The 25,101-nt window shown below is 61.5% G+C and carries 20 protein-coding genes and 2 rRNA genes; 8 read left to right on the top strand and 14 right to left on the bottom strand.

All coding sequences use genetic code 11. The annotated features are described in order from the left end of the window. Window positions 1-10 precede the first annotated feature (10 nt). From E8E68_RS12765 to E8E68_RS12745, 5 genes are all read right to left on the bottom strand, one after another. Window positions 11-925 carry an ABC transporter permease gene (locus E8E68_RS12765; RefSeq protein WP_012051864.1) on the bottom strand — a complete coding sequence of 305 codons (915 nt, stop codon included), beginning with the start codon at window positions 923-925 and terminating at the stop codon, window positions 11-13. A 61-nt stretch (window positions 926-986) separates the two neighbouring features. Beyond that, window positions 987-2,597, bottom strand: a complete 1,611-nt coding sequence (locus E8E68_RS12760) for an ABC transporter substrate-binding protein (RefSeq protein ID WP_266033959.1) — start codon at window positions 2,595-2,597, stop codon at window positions 987-989. A gap of 48 nt (window positions 2,598-2,645) precedes the next feature. Further along, complete coding sequence (locus E8E68_RS12755; protein ID WP_280341926.1) at window positions 2,646-3,683, bottom strand: ABC transporter permease; 1,038 nt, start codon at window positions 3,681-3,683, stop codon at window positions 2,646-2,648. 44 nt (window positions 3,684-3,727) lie between these two features. Continuing rightward, window positions 3,728-5,338: an ABC transporter substrate-binding protein gene (locus E8E68_RS12750; protein ID WP_280341923.1), complete on the bottom strand. Its 1,611-nt coding sequence runs from the start codon at window positions 5,336-5,338 to the stop codon at window positions 3,728-3,730. A 69-nt stretch (window positions 5,339-5,407) separates the two neighbouring features. Next, window positions 5,408-6,562 carry a mandelate racemase family protein gene (locus tag E8E68_RS12745; RefSeq protein WP_266033963.1) on the bottom strand — a complete coding sequence of 385 codons (1,155 nt, stop codon included), beginning with the start codon at window positions 6,560-6,562 and terminating at the stop codon, window positions 5,408-5,410. A 341-nt stretch (window positions 6,563-6,903) separates the two neighbouring features. On the opposite strand from E8E68_RS12745, the gene E8E68_RS12740 reads away from it, so the two are divergent. The 3 genes from E8E68_RS12740 to E8E68_RS12730 all read left to right on the top strand — a co-directional run bounded on the left by E8E68_RS12740 (window position 6,904) and on the right by E8E68_RS12730 (window position 9,443). After that, window positions 6,904-7,629: an oligogalacturonate-specific porin KdgM family protein gene (locus E8E68_RS12740; RefSeq protein ID WP_012051859.1), complete on the top strand. Its 726-nt coding sequence runs from the start codon at window positions 6,904-6,906 to the stop codon at window positions 7,627-7,629. 75 nt (window positions 7,630-7,704) lie between these two features. After that, window positions 7,705-8,523, top strand: coding sequence for an NAD(P)-dependent oxidoreductase (locus E8E68_RS12735; RefSeq protein ID WP_266033966.1), 819 nt, complete (start codon window positions 7,705-7,707; stop codon window positions 8,521-8,523). A gap of 26 nt (window positions 8,524-8,549) precedes the next feature. After that, entirely contained in the window at window positions 8,550-9,443 is an 894-nt protein-coding gene (locus E8E68_RS12730; RefSeq protein ID WP_280341916.1) for an SMP-30/gluconolactonase/LRE family protein, read from the top strand. Between the two features lie 214 nt (window positions 9,444-9,657). Here the strand turns inward: E8E68_RS12730 and E8E68_RS12725 are convergent, their stop codons facing one another. After that, entirely contained in the window at window positions 9,658-11,823 is a 2,166-nt protein-coding gene (locus E8E68_RS12725; RefSeq protein ID WP_266033971.1) for a methyl-accepting chemotaxis protein, read from the bottom strand. Between E8E68_RS12725 and E8E68_RS12720 the strand changes: the two genes are divergently transcribed. The 4 genes from E8E68_RS12720 (at window position 11,738) to E8E68_RS12705 (ending at window position 14,816) form a co-directional block, all read left to right on the top strand. Continuing rightward, window positions 11,738-11,917: a hypothetical protein gene (locus E8E68_RS12720; protein WP_266033999.1), complete on the top strand. Its 180-nt coding sequence runs from the start codon at window positions 11,738-11,740 to the stop codon at window positions 11,915-11,917. The genes E8E68_RS12725 and E8E68_RS12720 overlap by 86 nt on opposite strands. A 296-nt stretch (window positions 11,918-12,213) precedes the next feature. Continuing rightward, entirely contained in the window at window positions 12,214-12,909 is a 696-nt protein-coding gene (locus E8E68_RS12715) for a 3-oxoacid CoA-transferase subunit A (protein WP_110743853.1), read from the top strand. An 8-nt stretch (window positions 12,910-12,917) separates the two neighbouring features. Continuing rightward, entirely contained in the window at window positions 12,918-13,559 is a 642-nt protein-coding gene (locus tag E8E68_RS12710) for a 3-oxoacid CoA-transferase subunit B (protein ID WP_110743852.1), read from the top strand. Between the two features lie 471 nt (window positions 13,560-14,030). Then, complete coding sequence (locus E8E68_RS12705) at window positions 14,031-14,816, top strand: sulfite exporter TauE/SafE family protein (protein WP_266033975.1); 786 nt, start codon at window positions 14,031-14,033, stop codon at window positions 14,814-14,816. A gap of 3 nt (window positions 14,817-14,819) precedes the next feature. On the opposite strand, the gene E8E68_RS12700 is transcribed toward E8E68_RS12705, so the two are convergent. Then, window positions 14,820-15,359: a histidine phosphatase family protein gene (locus E8E68_RS12700; protein ID WP_266033977.1), complete on the bottom strand. Its 540-nt coding sequence runs from the start codon at window positions 15,357-15,359 to the stop codon at window positions 14,820-14,822. 107 nt (window positions 15,360-15,466) lie between these two features. Here E8E68_RS12700 and E8E68_RS12695 point away from each other — a divergent pair, with 107 nt between their 5' ends. Further along, the gene (locus E8E68_RS12695) at window positions 15,467-16,615 is read left to right on the top strand and encodes a pyridoxal phosphate-dependent aminotransferase (RefSeq protein ID WP_266033996.1); all 1,149 of its coding nucleotides are present in this window, start codon (window positions 15,467-15,469) and stop codon (window positions 16,613-16,615) included. A gap of 101 nt (window positions 16,616-16,716) precedes the next feature. Here the strand turns inward: E8E68_RS12695 and E8E68_RS12690 are convergent, their stop codons facing one another. The 7 genes from E8E68_RS12690 to E8E68_RS12660 all read right to left on the bottom strand — a co-directional run. After that, window positions 16,717-17,049, bottom strand: coding sequence for a DUF3325 domain-containing protein (locus E8E68_RS12690; RefSeq protein ID WP_280341899.1), 333 nt, complete (start codon window positions 17,047-17,049; stop codon window positions 16,717-16,719). Continuing rightward, window positions 17,046-18,566 (bottom strand): PepSY-associated TM helix domain-containing protein, encoded by a 1,521-nt coding sequence (locus tag E8E68_RS12685; RefSeq protein ID WP_280341896.1) that lies wholly within the window; start codon window positions 18,564-18,566, stop codon window positions 17,046-17,048. The genes E8E68_RS12690 and E8E68_RS12685 overlap by 4 nt, the downstream gene beginning before the upstream one ends. After that, window positions 18,563-18,850, bottom strand: a complete 288-nt coding sequence (locus E8E68_RS12680; protein WP_280341893.1) for an iron transporter — start codon at window positions 18,848-18,850, stop codon at window positions 18,563-18,565. Before E8E68_RS12680 ends, E8E68_RS12685 begins: the two co-directional genes overlap by 4 nt. 54 nt (window positions 18,851-18,904) lie before the next feature. Next, window positions 18,905-21,139 (bottom strand): TonB-dependent siderophore receptor, encoded by a 2,235-nt coding sequence (locus E8E68_RS12675; protein ID WP_280341890.1) that lies wholly within the window; start codon window positions 21,137-21,139, stop codon window positions 18,905-18,907. Window positions 21,140-21,535: 396 nt separating this feature from the next. After that, on the bottom strand, window positions 21,536-23,344 hold the full coding sequence (locus E8E68_RS12670) for an ABC transporter ATP-binding protein/permease (RefSeq protein WP_280341887.1): 1,809 nt from the start codon (window positions 23,342-23,344) through the stop codon (window positions 21,536-21,538). 193 nt (window positions 23,345-23,537) lie between these two features. Next, a 5S ribosomal RNA gene (gene rrf, locus E8E68_RS12665) occupies window positions 23,538-23,653 on the bottom strand. A 145-nt stretch (window positions 23,654-23,798) separates the two neighbouring features. Beyond that, a 23S ribosomal RNA gene (locus E8E68_RS12660) occupies window positions 23,799-25,101 on the bottom strand; the annotation flags it as partial.

Raw genomic sequence — 25,101 nt, 5'->3', positions numbered from 1 at the left:
AAGCCTCCGGTTACTCGCTACGCGGGTCGAGAATGTCCCGCAGGCCATCGCCTAGCAGGTTGAACGCCAGGCTCACCAGCATGATTGCCGCACCGGGTACGGCTACCAGCCACCAGCACTCGAGCATGTAGCGCCTCCCCGTGGAGATCATCGCCCCCCACTCCGGCAAAGGCGCCTGCGCCCCTAGCCCAAGGAAGCCAAGCGCCGCCGCGGTAAGGATGATGCCGGCCATGTTCATGGTCAGGCGGATGATCACCGACGACAGGCACATCGGCACGATATGGCGCAGGATGATGCGTGTCGAAGACGCGCCCTGCAGTTCGACCGCCACCACGAAGTCGGCCTTGCGCAGCGACAGGGTTTCGGCCCGGGCCAGCCGTGCGATCGGTGGCCAGGAGGTTAACGCAATAGCCACCACCGCATGCTCAAGGCCAGGGCCCAATGCGGCGATGAAGGCCAGCGCCAGTACCAGGCTGGGGAACGAAATGAAAATGTCGGTGACACGCATGAACACGGTATCGACAATGCCGCCGAAGTAGCCCGATACCGTGCCGATGAACAGGCCGATCGGGCCGACGATGACCGTCACCAGGGCGATGATGTAGAGGGTGATACGCGCGCCATAGACCAGCCGGCTGAAGATATCCCGGCCGTATTCGTCGGTACCGAACCAGTGCGCGGCACTGGGTGCCTGCAAGGCGTTGGCGAGGTTCTGGATGACCGGGTCGTGGGTGGCGATCCACGGCGCGAACGCCGCTACCACGACCAGCAGCAAGGCCACCAGCAAACCCGCCAGGGTCATGGGGTTGCGGACCAGCAGACGCAACACCCGCAGGCTGCTTTTGCCAAGGGCCTCAAGGCTGGACGCCGGGGCATCGGCCTGCCGCTTGGCGGTAGATTCGGTAGAAGATATGTTGGCAATCATCGGCAAGTTCTCGATGTGGAGTCATGGCCGCTCGGGGTACCCGTGAGCCCCCGGGCGGTACTCAACGTTGCTTGTAGACGCCCAGGTAGCGGGTGGCTTCGGCGTCGTCGCCAGTGAAACCCTTGACGTCGGCTGCGCTTACGGCGGTGTCGGTCATCTGCGAAATCATCATGATCGGCCCCACCTCGTCGTCGTACAGTTTCTGCGCCTGCTGGTACATGGCCAGGCGTTTGGCCGCATCGCGCTCGACCCCCACCCGGTCGATCAGGTCATTCAGCGGGGGGCTGAAGAACGACGCTCGCCAGCCCTGGAAGTTGGGCAGGCCAGCGCTGTCACTGTTGTCGGGGTTGTAGACGAAGGTGCGCAGGCTGAAATACGGGTGCGGATAACGCTCGGCGCCCCGCGCCACGATCATCTCAAAGTTGCGCGCGCGCATGGCGCCATACACCTGGTTGCCGGTACCGGTGACGATAGTGGCCTTGATGCCACCTTCAGCCAGGGTCGACTGCATACGTGCAGCGATATCAATGAAGGGAGGTTCGGACAGCGTGCGAATGGTTGTATTGAAACCTTGTGGGTAGCCCGCCTCTGCCAGCAGTGCCTTGGCTTTGGCGACATCCAGCTTGTAGCCCGGGTCGGGCAACCGGGCCTCGAGCCCAAGCTGCATCGGCTGCTGGTTGAGCTTGCCGTAATGCGGCATCACCTGCTGGTCCAGGCCCTGGTAGTCGATCAGGTTACGCACCGCTTCGCGGACTTTGCGGTTGGCAAACTCCGGCTGCTTCATGCTCATCGCCACGTAGTACAGGGTGCCGCGCTGCAACGCTTGCACCTGGAGGGTGTCGGAACTCTCGATGGCCTTGATATCCGGCGCAGCCATACCGTAGGCCAGGTCCAGGTCACCGCGTTCGAGCATCAGGCGCAGTGACTGCGACTCGGTCATGTGGCGGACCAGCACTCGCTTCATCTTCGCCGGGCCTGCCCAGTACCCGTCGAAACGGGTCATCACCAGCGCATCGTTGGCGCTCCACTTGGTCAGGGTGAACGGCCCGCTGCCTGCCTCATGGGTGACCAGCCAGGCAGCGCCCAGGTCACCGTTCTTCTCATGCTTGAGCACTTGCTGGCGGTCGACCACGACAGCGCTGGGGGACACCGCCAGCGAGTCGATCACCAGCAACGGGTCGGTCGGCTGCGGCAGGTCGATTACCAAGGTATGGCTATCGGTCGCACGGATCAGCTTTTGAATGTTTTCGACACGGTAGCCGTAAGCCTTCCAGGTGGTAGCCAGGCCATAGTTGAGCTTCATCACCCGGTACAGTGACCAGGCCACATCCTCGGCAGTGAGCGGGTTGCCGGAATGGAACAGGACATCATCGCGCAGGTGGAAGGTGATCTGCTTGCCGTCTTCGCTGACGTCCCAGCGTTCAGCCAGTTGTGGCAGGTGCTTGTCCGGGTTGCCCTGGTCGCGCTTGATAAGCGTGTCGTACAGGTTGGCATTGATGCCGGAGGCATCCAGGCCGGGCGCGTTGGCCGGGTCGATGGAGAACAGGTTGACCATGCTCATGCCGACGATCAACTGGTCGCCAGGGGTTTTCGCCTGCACCACAGTGAGCGGGCCAAGCAGCAGCGCTGCGCCCAGCAAAGCCATACGCAGCGGCGGGAATACAGTCTTCATGGCGCATCCTTTTTTATAGTTATTCAATGTGTTCACGCTGATCGGGAATTAGCGGGTCCTTGGGTCGAACACCTTGTACAGGGCGTCGCTTATCAGGTTGAGCGCAACGAAAATCAGGCCGATGATCAACACGCAGCCCATCACCGCGTTCATGTCACCGAGCATCAGGCTACTGGTGAGGTATTGGCCGAAGCCAGGCCAGGCAAACACGGTTTCGATCAGCACCGCCCCCTCCAGCAACGAGCCATAGGCCAGGGCGACCACCGTGAGCAACTGCACGAGGATATTGCGGAACGCGTGGTTCCAGACCACCTGGCGCCGCGACAGCCCCTTGACCCTGGCGGTGATGATGTATTCCTGCGACAGCTGCTCGAGCATGAAGCTACGGGTCATGCGGCTGATGTAGGCCACCGAGTTCAGGCCCAGGATCAACGCCGGCAGAACGATATGGCGCAACGCGCTGGTGAAGGCCTCCCAGTCACGCGCCAGCGCCGTGTCGATCAGCAGCAGGCCGGTAACCTCATCGACCATGCCGTCATAGGCCAGGTCGATGCGCCCTGCGCCACCCGCCCAACCCAGCCAGGCGTAGAACACCAGCAGGCCCATCATGCCGACCCAGAAAATAGGCGTGGAATAGCCGAACAAGGTAATGACCCGTGCGACATGGTCGCCGACCCGCCCCTGATTGCTGGCAGCCACCACGCCCAGGGGCAGACCGATCAGCACGCCGAACAGAATCGCCAGCGTTGCCAGCTCGATGGTGGCCGGGAACACCCGCTTGATGTCATCGAGTACCGGGTGGCCGGTGAGCAGTGCATTGCCGAAATCACCGTGCAGCAAGTCGTTCAAGTACAGCCCGAACTGGGCCCAGATCGGTTTGTCCAGGCCCATTGCCCGGTATACCTGGTCGTAGGTGGAGCTGTCGGCATCCGGGCCAACTACCGCCAGCACCGGGTCCAGCGGCATGACCCGGCCGATGAAGAACGTCAGCGCCAGCAGGCCAAGCAAGGTCACCATCACCGTGCTGGCCCGGCGGGCGGTACCCGATACACGGGCACCCATTACAGAGGCAGTCGAAGCAAACATAACAGGCTCCTGAAAAAGCATTCACCAATCACGCAGGCTTGACCTCAGCGCGACTTGTAGACGTCTTTGTAACGGGTGGTGGCCGCGGTATGGCCTTGGTAGTCCTGCACATCGTGGTAGAGCACCACGGTGTCGGTCATCTGCGACACGGGCAGGATGGCCCCCACCTGCTCGTCCAGGGTTCTCTGGATTTGCTGGTACTGGGCCAGTTGCTGCGCCTTGTCGGGCTCGACTTCCGCCTGCTCGATCAGGTTGTTCAGCTCGGGGCTGAAGAACGAGGTACGCCAGCCCTGGAAGTTGCTCAGCTTGGCTTTGTCTCGGTTGTCCGGGTTGTAAACCAGGGTGCGCAGGCTTGAATGCGGATGCCGTTCAGCACCACCGCCGCCGCGCCCGACCAGGATGTCAAAGCTGCGCTCACGCATGGCACCGTAGATCTGGTTGCCGGTACCGGTGACGATGGTGGCCTTGATACCGGCCTGGGCCAAGGTCGACTGCAGGCTGGACGCAATGTTGATGAAAGGTGGCTCGGTGAGCACGCGGATGGTGGTCTTGAAGCCCTCGGGGTAGCCCGCATCGGCCAGCAGTTTTTTCGCTTCGGCCACGTTCAAGGCATAGCCCGGATCATCCAGCCTTGCTGGCAGGCCAAGCGGTAGCGGGCGCTGATTGAGCTGGCCATAGTGCGGCATCACGGTCTGGTTGATGCCTTGATAGTCGATCAGCGAACGAACCGCCCGGCGTACGCGCACATCGTCGTAGGGTTTGTTCTTCACGCTCAGGGCCACGTAGTACAACGTTCCGCGCTGGACGGTCTGGGTACGAACGTTGTCAGACTTCTCCAGCGCCTCGATGTCTGGCGCGGACATGCCCTTGGCCAGGTCCAGGTCGCCCCGCTCCACCATCAACCGCAGTGACTGCGACTCGGTCATGTTGCGCATGACGATGCGCTTGAGCTTGGCTGGGCCACCCCAGTACCCGTCAAAACGGTTCATCAGGATGACATCGTTGGCGCGCCACTCCTTGAGTACGAACGGCCCGCTACCCGCTGCGTGGGTGGCCAGCCAGGCACTGCCCATGTCATCGCCCTTCTGGTGCTGCTGCACCACCTTGCGGTCGAGGATGAATGCGCTGGGCGAAGTTGCCAGGGTATTCAGCACCAGCAACGGATCCGTCGGCCGTGGTAGCTCGATGACGAAGGTTGAGTCATCAACAGCGCGCATGTGCTGGTCGACATTGCCCGCAGAAAACCCGTAGGCCTTCCAGGTCGACGCCAAGGCCAGGTTAAGTTTGAGTACGCGCTGCAGCGACCAGGCGACATCCTCGGCACTTAGCGGGTTACCGGACTGGAACGTTACGCCCTTGCGCAGGTTGAACGTGAGGGTCTTGCGGTCATCGCTGACCCGCCAGCTTTCTGCCAGTGCCGGCATCAGCCGGTCCGGCTGACGCACGTCCTGCACCAGCAGCATGTCGTAGAGGTTGGCATTGACCTCGGACACATCCAGCCCGGTGGCCGCCGCAGGGTCGAGGGACAGCAGGTTGATCATGCTCATACCGACGATCAGCTGATCAGCCGGGGTTTTCGCTAAAGCAGCAGGTACCGAGGTCAGCGCCAGAGACGCAGCAAAGACCCCCGCCCAGAGAGTGGGGATAACGCTCATGTGAGATCGCCTTCTTATAGTTATTGGACGCTCGGGCGGCACGCAGCGACGCGTGCCGCCATGCACGAATCAGAAGCTTTGCAGCGTATTGGTTTCGACGTAATCGAAGTCGATATCTTCCCCAAGGCCAGGCAAGTTCGACAGGTGCACATAACCGTCTTCGTCCATCGGGTCGACCAGACGCTTGAGATAGGCAGGTACCTCGTCGTAGTCAAGGTAGGGGTGCAGCAGACCGCGCTCGTACCAGGTGCAGTTCTTGATTGCCCCCACGACCGCCAGGTTGGCGGCGCCGTTGCCATGGATCTCGCAATCCATGCCAAACGATTCGGCCATGTGCGCAACCTTCAGACACGGTGCAATGCCACCCACACCGGCAACCCCCGCACGCAGGATGTCGCACACATCGTTCTTGACCCAGCTCGCCCGGCTCAGATGCTTGCCGCCGAGGCTTTCCGGGCCTAGCACCGGGATATCCAGCTGCCCGGAAAGCCAGGCGTAGGACTCGGCGGAGTCTTCCATCATCGGCTCTTCGAACCAGGCGAAATCGAGTTTCTCCAGGGCACGGCCGATAGTGAGGGCCTCGGTGCGGCTGTACCAGTGATAGCCATCGATCATCAGCGCAATGTCCGGCCCCACGGCCTCGCGCACGGCGGCGCATGCCTTGATGTCCATGCTCACGCTGGGCGCGAACGACACCGGCGGCATCCAGGTGTGCAGCTTGATCGCCTTGTAACCACGGTTGACCAGGGTTTCGGCGAAACGACCGTACTCTTCCGGCGTGGACAGACCGCCGGGCAGCTCATCGCCGCACATGGTCGAGCCATAGGCCGGCACCTTGTCGCGGTAGCCGCCGATCAGCTTGTACACCGGCAGGTTCAGCTTGCGACCGGCCCAATCCCACAGCGCCTGCTCGACCAGCGCCAGGGCACGGTCGGTCAGCTGGCTGGCGCTGCCGCGCTGCCAGTGCGCCAGGTCGTGCCAGATTTTTTCGCGGTCAAAGGCATTGGCGCCAACCAGCACCTTGCGCACGAAATTATCCAGCACATAAGGGCGAATGAGCTCGGGTGCGCCCAGCGCATAGCCTTCGCTGCCGCACTCGGTCCTGATGCGCAGCAAGGCCATCCTGGCCTGGGTCACATCACCTGGGTGGGCATGGCCGGCGCTGTCTACGGCGCGGCGCGTGGGGTAGGAAAATACCTGGACGGTTACAGCAGTAATGATCATGGACGTCTGAGCCTTCTTATTGGATTTGTGGCGAGTGAGTCACGCTCTGGGGCCATCCTACGTCATCATACAACATTTGAAAAGCACCCATTAAAACCCGATAAAACCCCCAGTTCATGATGCCTGCAGCAATCATTAGACCCCGAATGAAAAGCGAACACATTCTTGAAACAAGCCAAATAGAGCTATCAAGCGAGGTGATCAGACAACATTTCAATAATTCATAGACAGCTCCACGGTCGTACGATAACTTATTTTAAAAATCACGGAGCGCTGACCACCTCGACCACCTTGCTCACCCGCCTCATCACGTCCTCAACAAAAACAAAAAAAGAGATCGCATGAACATCACACTTCGCCGCCTCATCGCCGCCAGTACGCTCGGCCTGTCGTTCTACGCCTGCGCAGACTCCGCCAGCATCAACTACCGGCACACGTTCACCGAAGATGACAGCATTCATTCCGACCGGATAAAGCTGAGTTACCGCAAGGACAGCGGCCTGGGGTTTGCCGCAGAAATCAAATACAAGACTGCCGGCGACCGCGAAGACGTCGCCTACGACAACATGGTCAACAACGGCCATGAGTTCACCGTGGACTACAACTACAAGATGAGCCCCCGGTCGACCTGGACCCCCGCCTTCCAGATGGACAGCACCAAGGATGCGACCACCTACAAGTTCGGCTTGAAGTACAACTACAAGCTCAGCGACACCTGGTACGTCGCCACCCGCGTGCGCCACGACGCACGCAACCTCGATCGCGACCAGATTGACCACAGCAAGCCGGATCGCGCCAAGGACAACCAGAACACCACCCGCCTTGAAGGCTGGCTCGGCTATACCCCCAGCGGCCCGTGGGCATTCGAATACCAGTACATCCACTTCACCACCGACTACATCCGCTACGACAACAAGAAGCGCGACTACGAGCAGAACCTGATCATCAAGTACAAGCTCAACAAACAGTGGGCACCGTTCATGGAGGTGGGCGACATCAAGGTCAACAGTTACACGGACGATCGCCAGGCCCGTTGGCGCCTGGGTATCCAGTACAACTTCCTGTAAGGGCTACCGCCCGCCCATGCCGGTGTCGTTCCTGCACGGCACCTTCATGCAATTTCCGTAAAAGGCCCCAGCACAATGACCACGACCACCCGCAAACCCTTCAACCGCCTGCTGCTCACCGGTGCTGCCGGCGGGCTCGGACACGTGCTTCGCGAAGCACTGCAAGCACACGCCGACATCGTGCGCGTATCGGACATCAGCCCAATGACACCGGCCGAGGACGCGCATGAAGAAGTTATCCATTGCGACCTGGCGGACAAGGCCGGCGTACTGGCCCTGGCCAACGGTGTAGACGCTATCGTGCACCTGGGTGGGATCTCTACCGAACGCGCTTTCGAAGAAATCCTGCAAGCGAACATCATCGGTACCTTCCACATCTACGAGGCTGCCCGCAAACACGGGATCAAACGCGTGGTCTTTGCCAGTTCCAACCACGTCACCGGCTTTTACCCCCAGGGCGAACAAGTGGATGCGCAATCGCCGCGCCGGCCGGACTGCTATTACGGGCTGTCGAAGGCCTACGGCGAAGACCTGGCAACGTTCTACTTCCACCGCTACGGCATCGAAACCGTCAGCCTGCGTATCGGCTCCTCCTTCCCCGAACCCCGCAATGTGCGCATGCTGTCCACCTGGCTGAGCTACGGCGACCTGATACACCTGGTGGAGCGCGCATTGCTGGCCGAGAACGTTGGTCACACCGTCGTGTATGGAGTCTCCGCCAACCCCGACCTTTGGTGGAGCAACCGCTACGCCGCGCACCTGGGTTTCAACCCGAAGGACAGTGCCGAACGCTTCCGCTCGGCACTGGAGCAGCAGCCGAAACCTGCCGCGAGTGACCCGACAGCTCATCTGCAAGGTGGCGCCTTCACCGCTGCCGGACCTTTTGGCGACTGACCCCCGATAGAGTGCAGAATGCTTCCATGACAGCCGAACTGATTATCGATGCACGCAATGCCACGGGCGAGAGCCCGGTCTGGCACCCCCAGGAACATGCCTTGTACTGGGTGGACATTCCGGTAGGCCGCCTGCACCGCTGGCAACCGGACGGCCAGACCCAGCACTGGACCGCAGACGAAATGCTAGGCTGCATTGCCCGCAGCCACCAAGGCCATTGGCTGGGGGCCCAGGAGAGCGGGATCTTCCACCTCACCCCCCAGGCAGACGGCCGCCTGCTGGCCGGCAAGCGTGCCAGTGTCGAACACGCCAGGCCCGGCATGCGCTTCAATGACGGGCGCTGTGACCGCCAGGGACGCTTCTGGGCCGGTACGATGCAAACCAGCATGGCCGCCGAGCCGGTGGGTGCCTTGTACCGGTATGACGCGATGGCAGAGGGCACGGCAGGGCCATTGCAGGCACGGCTGGGCACATTATCCGTTCCCAACGGCATGGCGTTCAGCCCGGACGGCAAAACCATGTACGTCTCCGACTCACACCCGAACGTGCAGATGATCTGGGCTTTCGACTACGACATCGACAGCGGCAGACCGCACAACCGCCGGGTCTTCGTCGACATGAACCAGCACCCCGGCCGGCCGGATGGGGCTGCGGTAGATGCCGAAGGTTGCTACTGGATCTGTGCGATCGATGCCGGCCAGGTACTGCGCTTTACTCCCGACGGCAAGCTGGACCGCGCCCTGCCGCTACCGGTGAAGAAACCTACCATGTGCGCATTCGGTGGCCCGCAACTGGAAACGTTGTTCGTGACGTCGATTCGCCCGCAAGGCATCGACCTGAGCGACCAGCCCCTGGCCGGTGGCGTATTCGCATTGAACCCAGGCGTCAAAGGCTTGCCGGAGCCCATCGCCAAGGGCTGAATGAAGCCAGGCAGTGGCTGTTTCAGGGGCACTGCGCCCATCGACAAGATGCTGATCAGCGGCGTGAGCTTGCCCCCAGCCAACGTTGATCAGCAGCAACGCCACGCACCACTGCATCGGCGTGCGGGTATGCCCGGTGAGCATGGCGATGGATGAACACCCCCACCAACCCCACGGCGATCTTCAACTGGCGATGGCCGGACAGGTGCGTTACTCAAGCAGCGACGCCTCGTTCGCCATCATCGCTGACCTCGAACTGCCCGACCAGTTTCTGCAACTTGCCAGCATCCACCCGCACCTTCTGCGCGCTACTTTGCAGCACCACCGCCGTCTGCCGCATCTCGCTGGAGGACTGGTTGACCTGCTCGATGGTCTTGCCGTATTCCACGCTCCGCCGGTTGAGCTGCTGGATGATCGCGAACATGCCTTCCACTGCCTGGTGCAGCTGAACGTTCTCGGACGAGGCGTCTTCGGCAAGGCGCAGGCTGTTGTCGACGTCCTGAACACCCTGCTCCATGAAGCTGACAGCCTGGCGGGTTTCGCCCTGGAGGCTCTCGACCATGCAGCGGATGTCCTCGGCGGCGCGGGCGGTTCTCGCGGCCAGGCTGCGCACCTCGTCGGCCACCACCGCGAAGCCACGGCCATGCTCGCCGGCACGCGCCGCTTCGATGGCGGCATTCAGCGCCAGCAGATTGGTCTGGTTGGTGATGTCGCTGATCAACCCGGTGATGTTGTCGATTTCGACCATACGGCTGTCAAGGCGCTGCACACTGGAAGACGAACGCGCCACCACATCGCGAATCGATTGGGTGCCTGACTGCACCGCCAAATACTGCTCGCGGGCACGGCTGACCACTTCGTCCATGGCCTGCTTCATCTGCTCAGCGCTGACCGAGGCCTGCTGCAGTTCGCCAAGTTGCTCCTCCATGATGATCATCATCTGGTGCACCGCATCGGCCACGTCGGCGGAGCTCACGCTGGCCGCCTGGCTGCGCCCAAGCATCATCTGGTTGGTACTGCCGACCGTGCGGCTGGCCTTGACCACCTGCCCCACCACAGCGTCCAGGCGGTCGATGAAACTGTTGATCCAGCGCGCCATGTCGCCGCTCTCGTCGTTGCCCAGGGTGCTGATATCCAGGCGCTGACGCAGGTTGCCTTCACCCTCGGCGATGGTACGCAGCACGCCGCTCATGCCATTCAACCTGGCAGCCAGGCGCCTGGGCCCCAATATCCCGAACAACAGCGTGGCGCCGAGCATGCTCAAGGCCAGAATGACATCGTTCAGCGCTTGCGACAGGCCGGCATAGTGCTGCACCAGGTAGTTGCAGCCGAATACCCCGGCCATGGTCGCCACACAGGGTTTCATCAACCCGTAGCTCAGTGAGCGGCGCCGGTAGACCTCCTCCAGGTCGGCTTCGCACATCATGCCCCAGCGGTCGGGCGAGCCCGGCAACTGAAAGGTCACGCCCTTGCCGACCACCGGCACATGGCGGTAGTCCGAATACCCCGGGTAGGTCACGAACAGGTTGGCACCACGCCGGATGGTTTCCCTTACCCCAGGGTGCAGTTCGCCGGTGGAGGGGTCGGTGAAGCGCAGTTCCAATTCGGTATGGCGCTGGACCTGTACCGTGGACCAAGGCGTGTGCACACCACTTTTGAGGTTCTCGCCATGGGTAAAGGTGCCGTCCTCGAAGCGCGAACGCGACAGGGCCGTGCCGGGCTGGATGGCCGGGTCGAAGCGCGACTGCGCCATGAACAGGTAGTTGTCGCCCGACTCGGCGAAAATATGCCCGGCCTCGCGCTGGATCAGGTCGCCCAAAACATCGTTGGGTACACGACCGCACAGGCAGCCAAGGACTTTGCCGCCGGCCTTCACGGGCTGATAGAACATCAGCGTGACTTCGTCGTGAAAACGCGACGACGACGGGCCGATGCTCAGGGTCAGGGGGTCGCTGTAGGGACCATGCAGAAACGGCGCCTTCAGCCCTTGGGCCAGCGCCGAAGTCTGCTCGATACGTGGCGTACCCCGTTGTGGCCAGGTCGAGGTGATGAGGCTGCCAGCAGCATCGACGACAAACAGCTCGGAAAAGTCTTCGGCCTGCGCCAGCTTGTCCCGCAACAACGCGCTGTCGGGTTGCGCGAACCCTTGCGCCAGTTGTTCCGCCAGTTCAGCCAAGTGCTCCCACTGTTCGCGGGCCCAGTCCTGCAGCAAACGCACGCGGGTCTGGGCAATGGCTTCAAAGGTTTGCTCGATCTGCGGGTAGCTCGACCGGTTGACGTGGCAGGCCCAGCCCATGCTGAGCTTTCCAGTTTTACCGAACCAGGGCAGCCAGCCCTTTTCACTCGATGACAACTCCATGGACCCACTGGAAAGCGACATTATCTTCACCATACGCGACATCAAATGGCAATCTGATAGCAAGTCGCACGCCAACGGCGGGAGGGGTGATTATTGGGGAATTACCGGCTTTTAATGCACAGCCTTTGTGCAGGACCGCTACGGGATAGCCTTGCATGCACCAGCGAGGGGCAATATGGCTGCAATCAGGCCCTTGACTGAATTGTGGCAAAGAGACGCCAGAACTGCTCGCAGATCGCACAACAGTTCGATAATCGCACAAATTCCACCAAACCCTCTCTACTGTTGCCCTATCTTGCGGCACGCTATAGCGAAAGTCAGCAAGCAATTGCAAGTGCTGAATGGCCTCATCGCTTCACACGCGCCGGCCAGCCCGACAACCACAACTCCAGGAACAACCAGGAGCTCGCCTTGATCAATAAAACGTACGAGTCCATCGCCAGCGCGGTGGAAGGGATCACCGACGGATCGACCATCATGGTCGGTGGCTTCGGCACTGCCGGCATGCCGTCCGAGCTGATCGATGGCCTGATCGCCACCGGCGCCCGCGATCTGACCATCATCAGCAACAACGCCGGCAACGGCGAAATCGGCCTGGCCGCCCTGTTGATGGCGGGCAGCGTGCGCAAGGTGGTCTGCTCGTTCCCGCGCCAGTCCGACTCCTACGTGTTCGACGAACTGTACCGCGCCGGCAAGATCGAACTGGAAGTGGTGCCCCAGGGCAACCTGGCCGAGCGCATCCGCGCAGCGGGCTCCGGCATTGGCGCTTTCTTCTCGCCGACCGGCTACGGCACGCTGCTGGCCGAAGGCAAGGAAACCCGTGAAATCGATGGCCGCATGTACGTGCTGGAAATGCCGCTGCACGCCGATTTCGCACTGATCAAGGCCCACAAAGGTGACCGTTGGGGCAACCTGACCTACCGCAAGGCCGCACGCAACTTCGGCCCGATCATGGCCATGGCCGCCAAGACTGCCATCGCCCAGGTCGACCAGGTTGTCGAACTCGGTGAACTGGACCCGGAACATATCATCACCCCGGGTATCTTCGTCCAGCGCGTGGTCGCCGTTAACGGCGCTGGCGCTTCTTCGCTTGCCAACGCTGTCTGAGGCCTGCCATGACCATCACCAAAAAGCTCTCCCGCACCGAGATGGCCCAGCGCGTGGCCGCAGACATTCAGGAAGGTGCCTACGTAAACCTGGGTATTGGCGCACCGACCCTGGTGGCCAACTACCTGGGTGACAAGGAAGTGTTCCTGCACAGCGAGAACGGCCTGCTGGGCATGGGCCCAAGCCCGGCGCCGGGCGAGGAAGACGATGACCTGATCAACGCCGGCAAGCAGCACGTGACCCTGCTGACTGGGGGTGCCTTCTTCCACCATGCCGACTCGTTCTCGATGATGCGCGGCGGCCACCTGGACATTGCTGTGCTGGGCGCATTCCAGGTGTCGGTGAAAGGCGACCTGGCCAACTGGCACACTGGCGCCGAAGGTTCCATCCCTGCCGTGGGTGGCGCGATGGACTTGGCCACTGGCGCGCGCCAGGTGTTCGTGATGATGGACCATTTGACCAAGACGGGTGAAAGCAAGCTGGTGCCTGAGTGCACCTACCCGCTGACTGGCATCGGTTGCGTCAGCCGTATCTACACCGACCTTGCCGTGCTGGAAGTGACGGCTGAAGGGCTGAAAGTGGTCGAGATCTGTGCAGATATCGACTTTGATGAGCTGCAAAAGCTGAGTGGCGTGCCGCTGATCAAGTGATCGTCAAAACCGCGCAGGCATCCGCTGGCCTGCGCGGTTTAGTTGCAAGAATGGCCTTGGGTCACACTGCGGCCCCAAGGTTCTCAGCTGCGCAGCAAAAATCGCCGGTGCCGCCATGCGGCCCGACCCTGGCGCAAGGCCTCCCCTACAGGGCTTCAGGCTTCGCCCACGCACGCCCGCACTTCGACTTCCACAGCCTCCCAACACCAGCGCCGAAGCCACGGTTGAACGTGGGCGTTCGTGTACCAGCGTGCCCGGGATCAGGCTTGCCCCTGTGCGGGGAAGGTAGCGACGCACAGGTGAGAGGGGCGATGACGGCGCGTTGAAATCGCAAGGCGACGCCGCGCTTACGGGATGCTTTTTGATCCATCGACGGTTATAACCTAATAACGAACAAGTCTATTTGGCTATAAAAAAATCTATATGCTGGCTGTATCCGATAACGGGCAAAGTTGGGCAGTCGAGTAGCGTATGGATGTAGGTTCTTTTGGTTTTACCATTGCGGGACTGGTCGTGGGTTTCATCGTCGGCATGACCGGCGTCGGCGGCGGTTCGCTGATGACCCCGATCCTGTTGTGGTTCGGCATCAACCCGGCTACCGCTGTCGGCACCGACCTGCTGTATGCCGCCATCACCAAGGCCAGTGGCGTCTGGGTGCATGCGCGCAACAAGAACATCGACTGGAAGATCACCGGGCTGCTCAGCCTGGGTAGCGTACCTGCCGCGGCGCTGACCCTGTGGTTCCTCAGCACCCTGCATACCGACACCTCGGCGCTCAACGCGATCATCAAGCAAGGCCTGGCGGTAGTGCTGATCCTGACCGCGCTGGCCATCTTGTTCAAATCGCGCCTGCAGGCTTTCGCCAACCGCCACGCCGGTGATCACTACCACCTCAGCGACCGCAGCCTGAACACCCTGACTGTGCTGACAGGCGTAGTGCTGGGCGTGATGGTTACCCTGACCTCCATCGGTGCTGGTGCCCTGGGTACCGTGGCGTTGTTCCTGCTGTACCCATTCCTGGTTACTCGCCGCCTGGTCGGTACCGAAATAGCCCACGCCGTGCCGCTTACCCTGGTAGCAGGCCTGGGCCATGCCGGCATGGGCAACATGGACTGGTCGCTGCTGGGCTACCTGCTGCTGGGTTCGCTGCCGGGCATTTATCTGGGCAGCCACCTGACGGGGCGTATCTCCGACCGCGTACTGCGCCCATGCCTGGCTACTATGCTGCTGCTGATCGGGTACAAGCTGGGGTTCTGACCGTCAGCCAAGGCGCAGCCGCCACTGCCCGGTAAAGCTCAACTCCAGGCGTGACAGCGGCAACACGTCGATACGCTGACTGGCTTCCATCGGGCAACCCAATAGCTGCACCAGCATCGCACGCATGACCATCGGGTGAGTCACCGCCAGCCACTCACCCGGCCTGTCGAAGGCCGCCAGCCAGGCGGCCATGCGCATGCAAAGCGCGGCAAACGACTCCCCTCCATGCACCACGCTGGCCGGGTCCTGCAGCCATTCTGCCAACGCCTGCGTGTGCTCGGCTTGCAGCTGCTTCAACGACAAACCTTGCCAATGCCCCAGGTCGCAGTCAGCCAATGCTGGCTCGACCTCTACCGTGCCTGACAAGCAAGCTGCCGTCTCGCGGGCACGGCGCTCTGGCGCCGTCAGCATTTGCAGGGCAGGCAGACTGGCAGCGGGCGGACACGCCAGCGGCAGGATGACATCGTCCACGCAATGCAGGCGCCCGGTCTTCTGAGCCTGGGTCAGGGCATGGCAGATCAGGGTCAGGCGGATAGCTTTCACCAGGCGTTTCTCGCAGCAGGCTGGGGCGCATGGTTTAGCATGCCGCAACGCGTTTGGCTGCAACAATATCGATTGATGACAGCCATTACGGCGATCTGCCACCATGAATTACTGCACTTCCGTTTCGTCCCAGAAGTGACCAATCACAACAGGGACGTCGACGCATGACCGATATGACACGTCGCTCGCTGGTGGGCCTGGGCATGGCCTTGCCGCTGCTCGGGCAGATCAACTGGGCCAACGCTGCACCACCCTCTCCGGCCGCCGACAGCGGCCCAGTACGCATCAACTACAATGAAAGCCCTTGGGGGCCGAGCCCCGCAGCATGCGAAGCGATGCGCGAAGGCATTGACCAGTGCGGGCGCTACCCCTACGAAGCGCAATACCAATTGATCGACACGTTCGCCGCCAAGCACGGCCTGGCGTCGGACCAGGTGCAAGTGTTCTGCGGCTCGAAACTGGCGCTGCAGCACGCGGTAATGGCTTTTACCGGACCTCGCAGTCTGGTGGTGCCCGAACCCTCCTACGAAGCGCCAGCCGAGGCGGCCAGCGGGCGAGGTAGCCAAGTGCACCGGGTTGCCCTGACCGCCCGCCACGCCCACGACATCGACGCCATGCTGGCGGCTGACCGCGCACCCGGGCTGATCTACCTGTGCAACCCCAACAACCCCACTGGCACGCTTACCCCGCGTCAGGACATCGAGCGCCTGCTTGCGCGCAAGCCGACAGGTAGTGTGGTGGTGGTGGACGAGGCCTACATTCATTTCAGCGATGCGCAAAGCTGTATCGACCTGGTGAGGGAAAACCCCGAACTCCTGGTGTTGCAGACTTTTTCCAAACTGTACGGCATGGCGGGCGCGCGCCTGGGCCTGGCGATCGGCCAGGCGCCGCTACTGAAGCGGCTGGAAGCGTATGACGGCGAGAACGTCGCCCCGGCGCCTACCTTGCTGGCTGGCCTGGCGAGCCTGCAGGACCGCCAGCTGGTGGCTCAGCGCAAGGCCGCCAACGCCCATCTGCGCGAACAGACCGTTGCCTGGTTGGCCGAACGCGGCTGGCGCTGTACAGCGTCGCAGACCAACTGTTTCATGATCGATATGCGCGGGCCTGGGCAGCCGGTAGTCGAGCGCCTCGCCAGGGAAGGTGTGCTGGTCGGGCGGATCTGGCCCAGCTGGCCCAACTGGGTGCGGGTGAGTGTGGGCAATGACCAAGATATGCAACGCTTTCGCACAGCGTTTGCCAAGGTGGTAGCGGGCTGAACGCATCGGCCCCATTGCCGAGCCAGCTGCCACAGGCACTTCACAAGCCTGAAGGGCTGCGGTAGCCCAGCGGGGGCTGGCTTGCCGGCGATGCACCCAGCTCAGCCGAGCATCATTACCGCCCCCCACACTGGCAGCGCCAGCACCAGCCCCACCGCCAGCTTCGGCCAGTACGGCAGTAGCATTACCAGCAGCATCCCCGCCAGCGATATCGCCCCTAGGCAGGCCACAGGCCCCATAGCCCAACCCCACGCCTGGGCACACAGCACCAGGCTGACCAGCAAGGCAAGCCACCCGGCCCCACGCAGGACGACCCGCAGCAGGCGTGGGCAGGCCCGATTCCAGACGTGCTGGTAATGCCGCTCCAGCCCTTGGCACAGCCCAAGCATTCCGGCGTAGGCAAACAACATCCCGCCTGTAATCCACATCATCATGCCCCGGCCTCCATCCGCCGCCCTGCCCTGGCCTTGTGGGGTGCCGGTTGTGCTTGCCGAACCCGCCAGGCCACCAGCCCAAGCAACGCCCCCAGTGCCAGCGCACACGCCACAACCCCCAGGCGCATCGGGTCGTCCAGGCCGCCGAATGCCCCCAAGCCAATGCACAGCAACGCCGTCAGCAGCAGTTGCTCGACCCACGCCCGGCGCGCCGGCCTGACACCCGCATGCAGCAGCGCCAGCAACCAGATTCCAAAGAATGCGCGCACCTCCCAGCTCTCCCGCTGCAGCAACTCCACCGGCAACAGGCGGTTGACCCACAGCAGCCCCACACATGCCAGCAGCAAACCGCTGATAAAGCCGACGTTACACACCTCGGCCAAGCGGTACCCCCGGCGCGCTGAAGGCTCGGCGGTATCAGTGGCGTATTTACGCCCGCGCTTCACGCAGAACAGCACAAGGCCGCTGGCGATCATCAGGCAGCTGACCAGCCCACAGATGAAATACAGCCAACGCAGCGGGTAGCCACCAAACTGGGCGAAGTGCAGGCCGACCATCACCCGCTGGGTAAGGGGTACCGCACGCCACTCCGGCACGTCACGAAGCAGTTGCCCGCTGACGCCATCGAAGACCATGGCCTGGCCCTTGGCCAGGGCAATACGGTTGCCTAGCCCAGGGCGGATCTCGATACGCGCCGCTGCGGTGTTGGGGTTGCGAATGTTCAAACCGGCGAGTGGCCCCAGCCGGGCCTCGGCCAGGGCCAGCAGCGGCGCCACATCGACCAGCCCAGCGGGGTGCCTGGCCAGACCACGAGGCTGCTCCAGGCGGGTATTGCCCTGCGCCTGGAAGTAGGCGCGGCTGTCGCCATCGAACAGCGCATCGACCCCGGCCGGGATGTAGACCAGCATGAAGATCACCAGGCCGGTGTAGGTGATCATCAGGTGGAACGGCAGCAACAGCACTGCGCTGGCGTTATGGAAATCCAGCCACGAGCGCTGGCCTTTGTTGGGCCGGAAGGTGAAGAATTCCTTGAAGATCTTCTTGTGGACGATAATGCCGCTGACCAGCGCAGCCAGCATCACCAGGGCCAGCGCGCCGACCACGAAAATGCCCCAGTTGCGTGGCAGGTCGAGGGTGAAGTGGAAGCGGAAGAAGAAGTTGCCGCCGACACTGTCGCGCACGTCGATCGCCGCGCCGGTGCCAGGGTCGAGCTGCACACCCCCGCCATGGCGCCGCTCTCCGGTAGACACGCGCAACCCGGGCGAGCGTTCGCTCGGCAGGCTGATGTTCCAGTTGCCGGCTTGCGGCTCGTGCGCCTGCAGGTAGGCGATGGCGCGCCGGGCAGCATCGGCCTGGGTTACCTGGGTAGCCGGAATTTCCGGTTGCATCCAGTGGTTGAGTTCCTTGTCGAACACCGCCAGCGTACCGGTGACGAAGATGGCGAACAGCAGCCAGCCGAAGATCAGCCCGGCCCAGGTGTGCAGCCAGGCCATCGACTGGGTGACGGTATGCTTCATGCCAGCCACCCCAGCGCTTGTGGCCAGAAGCCGACCAGGCTCAAGGGTGCAGCCAAGGCAAGCGGCGCCCAGGCGCGCAGCGCATCACGGCAGGCAAAGGCCCAGAGCATGGCGACGGTGTAGAAAATGAAGGCCGGCAGGGTCGCGACGATGACCGCATCGCTGGCGGGCAGCGGCAGGATGCGGGCCAGGCAGGCGCTGGCGGCATAGCTGAAGGCATAGCCGCCGAGCAACGCCGCGCAACTGCGGGAGAGGATCTGTAGCCAGGCAGGGGCTTTGATCATCGGAGGTTCCTTGAAGTCCGGTGATGAGGCCGCAGCTGCTATGCGGCCCTCGGATCAGAAGTTGATATTCAGCGCAGCAAACACCGCCCTGCCCGGCTGGTTATAGGTATTGGCCCCCGAGGTGCTGGCGTTGCCGCCACGCAGGATCTGCTTGTCGAACACGTTGTTCACCCCAACCCGTACGTCGTAGTTGGCGTTGAACTTGTACCCGGCGCTCACGTCCACCAGGCCATAGGCCTCTACATCTTCCTGAGCGGTCTCGTCGTAGTCCTGCTCGGTGCGGTAGTTGTAGGTCGGCGATTTCTGCTTGCCGAACCAGGTCCCCGCCACCTGGAACGACAGCTGTTCGGTAGCGCGCCAGTCAAGGGTGGTGTTGACGGTGTATTCCGGGATCACTGACAGCGGCTCGCCGGTCTCGCGGTTGTCGTTGTCGAGCATCCAGGTCAGGTTGGTGTTCCAGTCCAGGGTCGGACTCAGCTCGATGAAGAAGTTGCCTTCTACACCTTCCACCCGCGCTTTGCCGGCGTTGTCCCACTGGGTCACGCGGCTACCGGTGCCAATGGTGTACAGCACATCGGTGTCACCGATGATCTTGTTCTTGTAGTCGTTGCGGAAGTAGGTGGCACTGGTGCGCCAGCTGCCACGGTCGTAGAGCAGGCCGATTTCCTTGTTGACGCTGATCTCGGGCTTGAGGTCGGCGTTCCCCTGCAGGTAGCAGCCACCGTTATTGGTCTGCTGCACGCTGCAGCCATTGCCACGGCTGTACAGCAGGTAATTGGGGTTGGACTGGTACAGGTTCGGCACCTTGTAGGCTCGGGCAATGCCGCCCTTTACCGACAGAGCTTCGGTCAGTTTGTGAGACAGGTTGAAGCTGGGGCTGAAGTTGTCGCCGAAGGTTTCGTGGTGGTCGAAACGCAGGCCCGGAGTAAGGGTGGTATCGCCAACGATGATGTTGTCCTCGACAAATACCGCGTAGCTGCGTGCCGTCATCTTCGAGCTGCTGCGATCAAAACCCACCAGCCCGCCAGTGCTGGTGGGGTCGGAGCTTTGTGGGCGCAGCGAGCCCTGGTCATTGAGGGCTTCGTACAGGTACTCGCCACCGAGTGTCAGCACATGCTCGGCGCTGCCCATGGCAAATGGCAGGTTCACCTCGCTGCTCAGGCGCGTATTGCGCAGGCGCGACATCGCCCCTCCCTCGTCGCTGGGCGCGCCTTCGGTACGCCCGGCCAGGCCCTCATTGAGGCGCCAGTTGCGTACGTATTCGTAGGCCAGCGTGGTCTTGCTGGTACCCCAGGTGAAATCCCCCAGGTGGGTCAGGTCGTAGGTGCTGCGCTGCATCACGTTGGTTTCGTGACCGTAAAGGCTGGAAACGAAGTCGACGTCACCCCCGCCGTTGCTGTTCATGGTGTCGCCGGCAAAGATATTGCCCTGGCGACTGTAGCCGGCGCTGGCTTCCAGGCGGTGCTCATCGTTCAGTTTCCAGCTCAGCAGGCCATTGATGTCCTTGTTGCGCACCCCTTCACGGCCTGCTACCAGGGCACTGGTGGCGTGGCCGGCGTTGATGTCCAGATCATCGGCGTCGGTCTTGGCCAAGCCTCCGTACAAGCGGAAGCCGAGGTTGTCGGTAAGGCCACCGCCAAGGTTGAAGTTGGCGCGGCGGCTGGCGCCTTCGGCGCTGTCTTCGGGCATTTGGGTGTACAGGCTGACACTGCCTTTGAGCGCATCGGTGGGGCGCTTGGTGATGATATTGACCACCCCGCCCATGGCGCCGGAACCATAGCGTGCAGCGGCCGGGCCACGGAGGATCTCGATGCGCTCGACCGCTTCGGCCGGCACCCAGTTGGTTTCGCCACGGGTATCACGGTCGCCGTTCCAGCCGTAGCGCACAGCGTTGCGCGCGCTGGACGGCTTACCGTCGATGAGGATAAGGGTGTTTTCCGGGCCCATGCCGCGCAGGTCGATCTGGCGGTTGTTGCCCCGGGCGCCACTGGCGCTGTTACCGGTGAGGTTGACGCCGGGCTCACGGCGGATGATATCGGACAGGTCATTGGCCGGTGGGTGGCGCTTGATGTCTTCGGCGGTGATGATTGACGAACCCAAGGCCTGGCGGGCCTCGCGTTCGGCAGTGACCAAGGTGTTCTCGATCACCAGAGCGTTGTCGGCCAGCGGTACTTCCAGCACTTCACCCCCATGCTGATCTTCGGCGTCCGCCGCAGTGGCCATCATGGCCGGTGACGCCAGCGCGACGAACGCCAGGGCCAGGCTATTAGGTGAAGTTCTGTGCTGCATGGTACATCTCCTGCGATTCATGAGCGAAAAGGCACATCCTTGTCACGAACCGGGAGCCATCGCCCACCGGCCCGCAAATACAATCTGGCGGCCAACAGGGGAGGTAAATATAGGGAGCTTCAAATGCGAGTAAATCTTATTTACGAAGTTTACATGTTTGTAACGGAACTTTGCTGGACCCGCGGGATAGAGCCGTTGCCGTGACCAAGTCGACAGGGGGCCGAAGATCACCCCGATCAGCAGCCCGGCGATCTCGCCAAGGCTGCACGTGGTGGCGGGTGCAATGCATCGGCTGCTTTGCGGGGGCAGACAGGCAGGGGTAGCAAGCGCCACGCTGGTGGGGCTTACGCTGTTGCGCTGAGCCCTACCAGCCTGCCTTTGCTTCCCATCGAGACGCTACGCCAGCGCTGGCTCTTGCTCCAGCAACGACCAACCGCCCTGCCCATCCACCTCCAGTCGATGGGTATGGAACCCTGCCAGCGTGCTACGGTGCCCGACACTGACCAGCAGTGCACTCGGCAACTCCGTACGCAGCAGCGAGTACAAGGCGTGCTCAAGCCCTTCATCCATCGCCGAGGTCGACTCGTCGAGGAACACCACCTGCGGCCGGTTGAACAGCACCCTGGCGAACGCCAGGCGTTGCTGCTCACCTACGGAGAGGATGTGTGACCAGTCGCGGTTGATATCAAGGCGTTCGGCCAGGTGGGCCAGGTTGACCTGGCGCAGCGCCTGCTGCATTCGCCCTTCATCCTCCGGCTTGCCGGCTGCCGGATAAGCAATGACGGTACGCAAGTCACCCAACGGCAGGTACGGGCGCTGTGACAAGAACAAGGCCTGATGACCCATTGGCCGCCTGACCTCACCATCGGCATACGGCCAAAGGCCGGCCAAGGCACGTAGCAGCGTGGTCTTGCCGCTGCCCGATGGCCCTTTGATCAATAGTGCCTGACCGGCATGCAGGCTCAGCTCAAGGTCGGAGATAAGGGCATGACCGTCCGGGCGCAACACCTGCAGGCGAGCGATCTGCAGCACATGTGCCTGTTGCTCGGTGAACACCCTGGGCAAGGCACTCGCTTGCTGATTGGCATCCAGGAAGCCCGTCAGACGATCGAGGGTGGCGCGGTACTGGGCGAATGCATCATACGATTCACGGAAGAACGACAGCGAATCCTGCACCTGGCCAAACGCCTGGGAAGTCTGCATGACATCCCCCAGCTTGATCGCCCCACTGAAAAAGCGTGGTGCCTGAAGAATGAAAGGGAACACCACGGCAACCTGGCTGACGCCCAGGTTGAAACCACTGAACTTGAGGTTCCGGAACACCAGCGCCCAGGCATTCACAATCAACGCAGCAAAGCGGCCCAGCAAAGTGCCCCGCTCGACCTGAGCACCTTGGTAGAAAGCGATGTTCTCGGCATTCTCACGCAGACGCATCAGCGCGTAGCGGAAGTTGGCGGTGAGTTTTTCGTTGAGGAAGTTCAGGCGGATCAGTGGGCGGCCGAGACGGAAGGCGATCCAGGTAGCCACGATGACATACAGGTATACGGCAAACACCATCGCCCGGGGTATCTCCACCCCGCCAACCGCCAGGGGGGCCGACAGCCCCCACAGAATACCGGTGAATGCCACCAGCGAGACCAAAGCACTGACCGCACCCAGGGCCAGGCTAACCGAGTTGCTGACAAAGGCGTTGACGTCCAGCTCGATCCGCTGGTCAGGGTTGTCCACGGGCTCGGCGAGGAACTGGCCACGGTAGTAGGCGTCACCGTGCATCCAGTCGTGGGTGAGGCGCTCGGTCAACCACTCGCGCCACTTGATGCTGAACGCTTGGGTGACATAAAAGGTGAACAGGGAGCGCAACACGTGAATGGTAGCCAGTATCGCGAACACCCCGAGCAGGTACCAGAAGGCGGCTTGGTCAAGGCCCTGCAATGCGCTATAGAAGCCGTTGTACCAGAACGAGAACAGCACATTGAGGCGGACTGAGAACAGCGTCAGCACAAGCAGCAGGGCAAACACCAGCAACGGTCGCCAGCTGCGCCTGAAATTGAAGTAGGGCCCGGCAAGCTGCCAGAACTGGCTGCCCCAGCGGGTGTAACGTACGGCCAGTAGGGCGGCGGCCGTGAAACCGATAAGCGTGATGAACGAGGCGATTGCCAGCCAGCTCAGGCTCTCTTGCAAGGCCTGGTGCCAGTTCATTTCCATGGTAGGTATCCGTGCAGGGTATTTCCGCGAGCGTAGCATTGCCCTGCGATTCTTCAGACATAAATGACGCTTATTTCATTTTCGTTTTGGGGTTATGCAGCCGCTCCTACAGGGGACTGCGGGTGGCATGGTTTTCAGGCCACAAAGACAAAACCCCTACCTGCATGTGCAGATAGGGGTTTTGCGAAATGAATCTTGACGATGACCTACTCTCACATGGGGAAACCCCACACTACCATCGGCGATGCATCGTTTCACTGCTGAGTTCGGGATGGGATCAGGTGGTTCCAATGCTCTATGGTCGTCAAGAAATTCTGTAGCCAGAATGTCCAGATGGACAGCCCAGCGAATCCGGATATGTGATGGGTGCTGCGTTTAATTTGTGGTCTTACGAATTTTCGGGTCTTTCGTCTTCACCACCGCAATCTGCGTCAGCAAATTGCTTGGGTGTTATATGGTCAAGCCTCACGGGCAATTAGTATTGGTTAGCTCAACGCCTCACAGCGCTTACACACCCAACCTATCAACGTCGTAGTCTTCGACGGCCCTTTAGGGGATTCAAGATCCCAGTGAGATCTCATCTTGAGGCAAGTTTCCCGCTTAGATGCTTTCAGCGGTTATCTCTTCCGAACATAGCTACCCGGCAATGCCACTGGCGTGACAACCGGAACACCAGAGGTTCGTCCACTCCGGTCCTCTCGTACTAGGAGCAGCCCCTCTCAAATCTCAAACGTCCACGGCAGATAGGGACCGAACTGTCTCACGACGTTCTAAACCCAGCTCGCGTACCACTTTAAATGGCGAACAGCCATACCCTTGGGACCGGCTTCAGCCCCAGGATGTGATGAGCCGACATCGAGGTGCCAAACACCGCCGTCGATATGAACTCTTGGGCGGTATCAGCCTGTTATCCCCGGAGTACCTTTTATCCGTTGAGCGATGGCCCTTCCATACAGAACCACCGGATCACTAAGACCTACTTTCGTACCTGCTCGACGTGTTTGTCTCGCAGTCAAGCGCGCTTTTGCCTTTATACTCTACGACCGATTTCCGACCGGTCTGAGCGCACCTTCGTACTCCTCCGTTACTCTTTGGGAGGAGACCGCCCCAGTCAAACTACCCACCATACACTGTCCTCGATCCGGATAACGGACCTGAGTTAGAACCTCAAAGTTGCCAGGGTGGTATTTCAAGGATGGCTCCATGAGAACTGGCGTCCCCACTTCAAAGCCTCCCACCTATCCTACACAAGCAAATTCAAAGTCCAGTGCAAAGCTATAGTAAAGGTTCACGGGGTCTTTCCGTCTAGCCGCGGATACACTGCATCTTCACAGCGATTTCAATTTCACTGAGTCTCGGGTGGAGACAGCGCCGCCATCGTTACGCCATTCGTGCAGGTCGGAACTTACCCGACAAGGAATTTCGCTACCTTAGGACCGTTATAGTTACGGCCGCCGTTTACCGGGGCTTCGATCAAGAGCTTCGCTTGCGCTAACCCCATCAATTAACCTTCCGGCACCGGGCAGGCGTCACACCCTATACGTCCACTTTCGTGTTTGCAGAGTGCTGTGTTTTTAATAAACAGTCGCAGCGGCCTGGTATCTTCGACCGGCATGAGCTTACGGAGCAAGTCCTTCACCCTCGCCGGCGCACCTTCTCCCGAAGTTACGGTGCCATTTTGCCTAGTTCCTTCACCCGAGTTCTCTCAAGCGCCTTGGTATTCTCTACCTAACCACCTGTGTCGGTTTGGGGTACGG

Source organism: Pseudomonas sp. BN607 (assembly GCF_029871175.1).
Lineage (GTDB): Bacteria > Pseudomonadota > Gammaproteobacteria > Pseudomonadales > Pseudomonadaceae > Aquipseudomonas.
The sequence above is the reverse complement of the archived record's forward strand: the minus strand, read 5'-3'. Positions and strand labels throughout refer to the sequence as shown.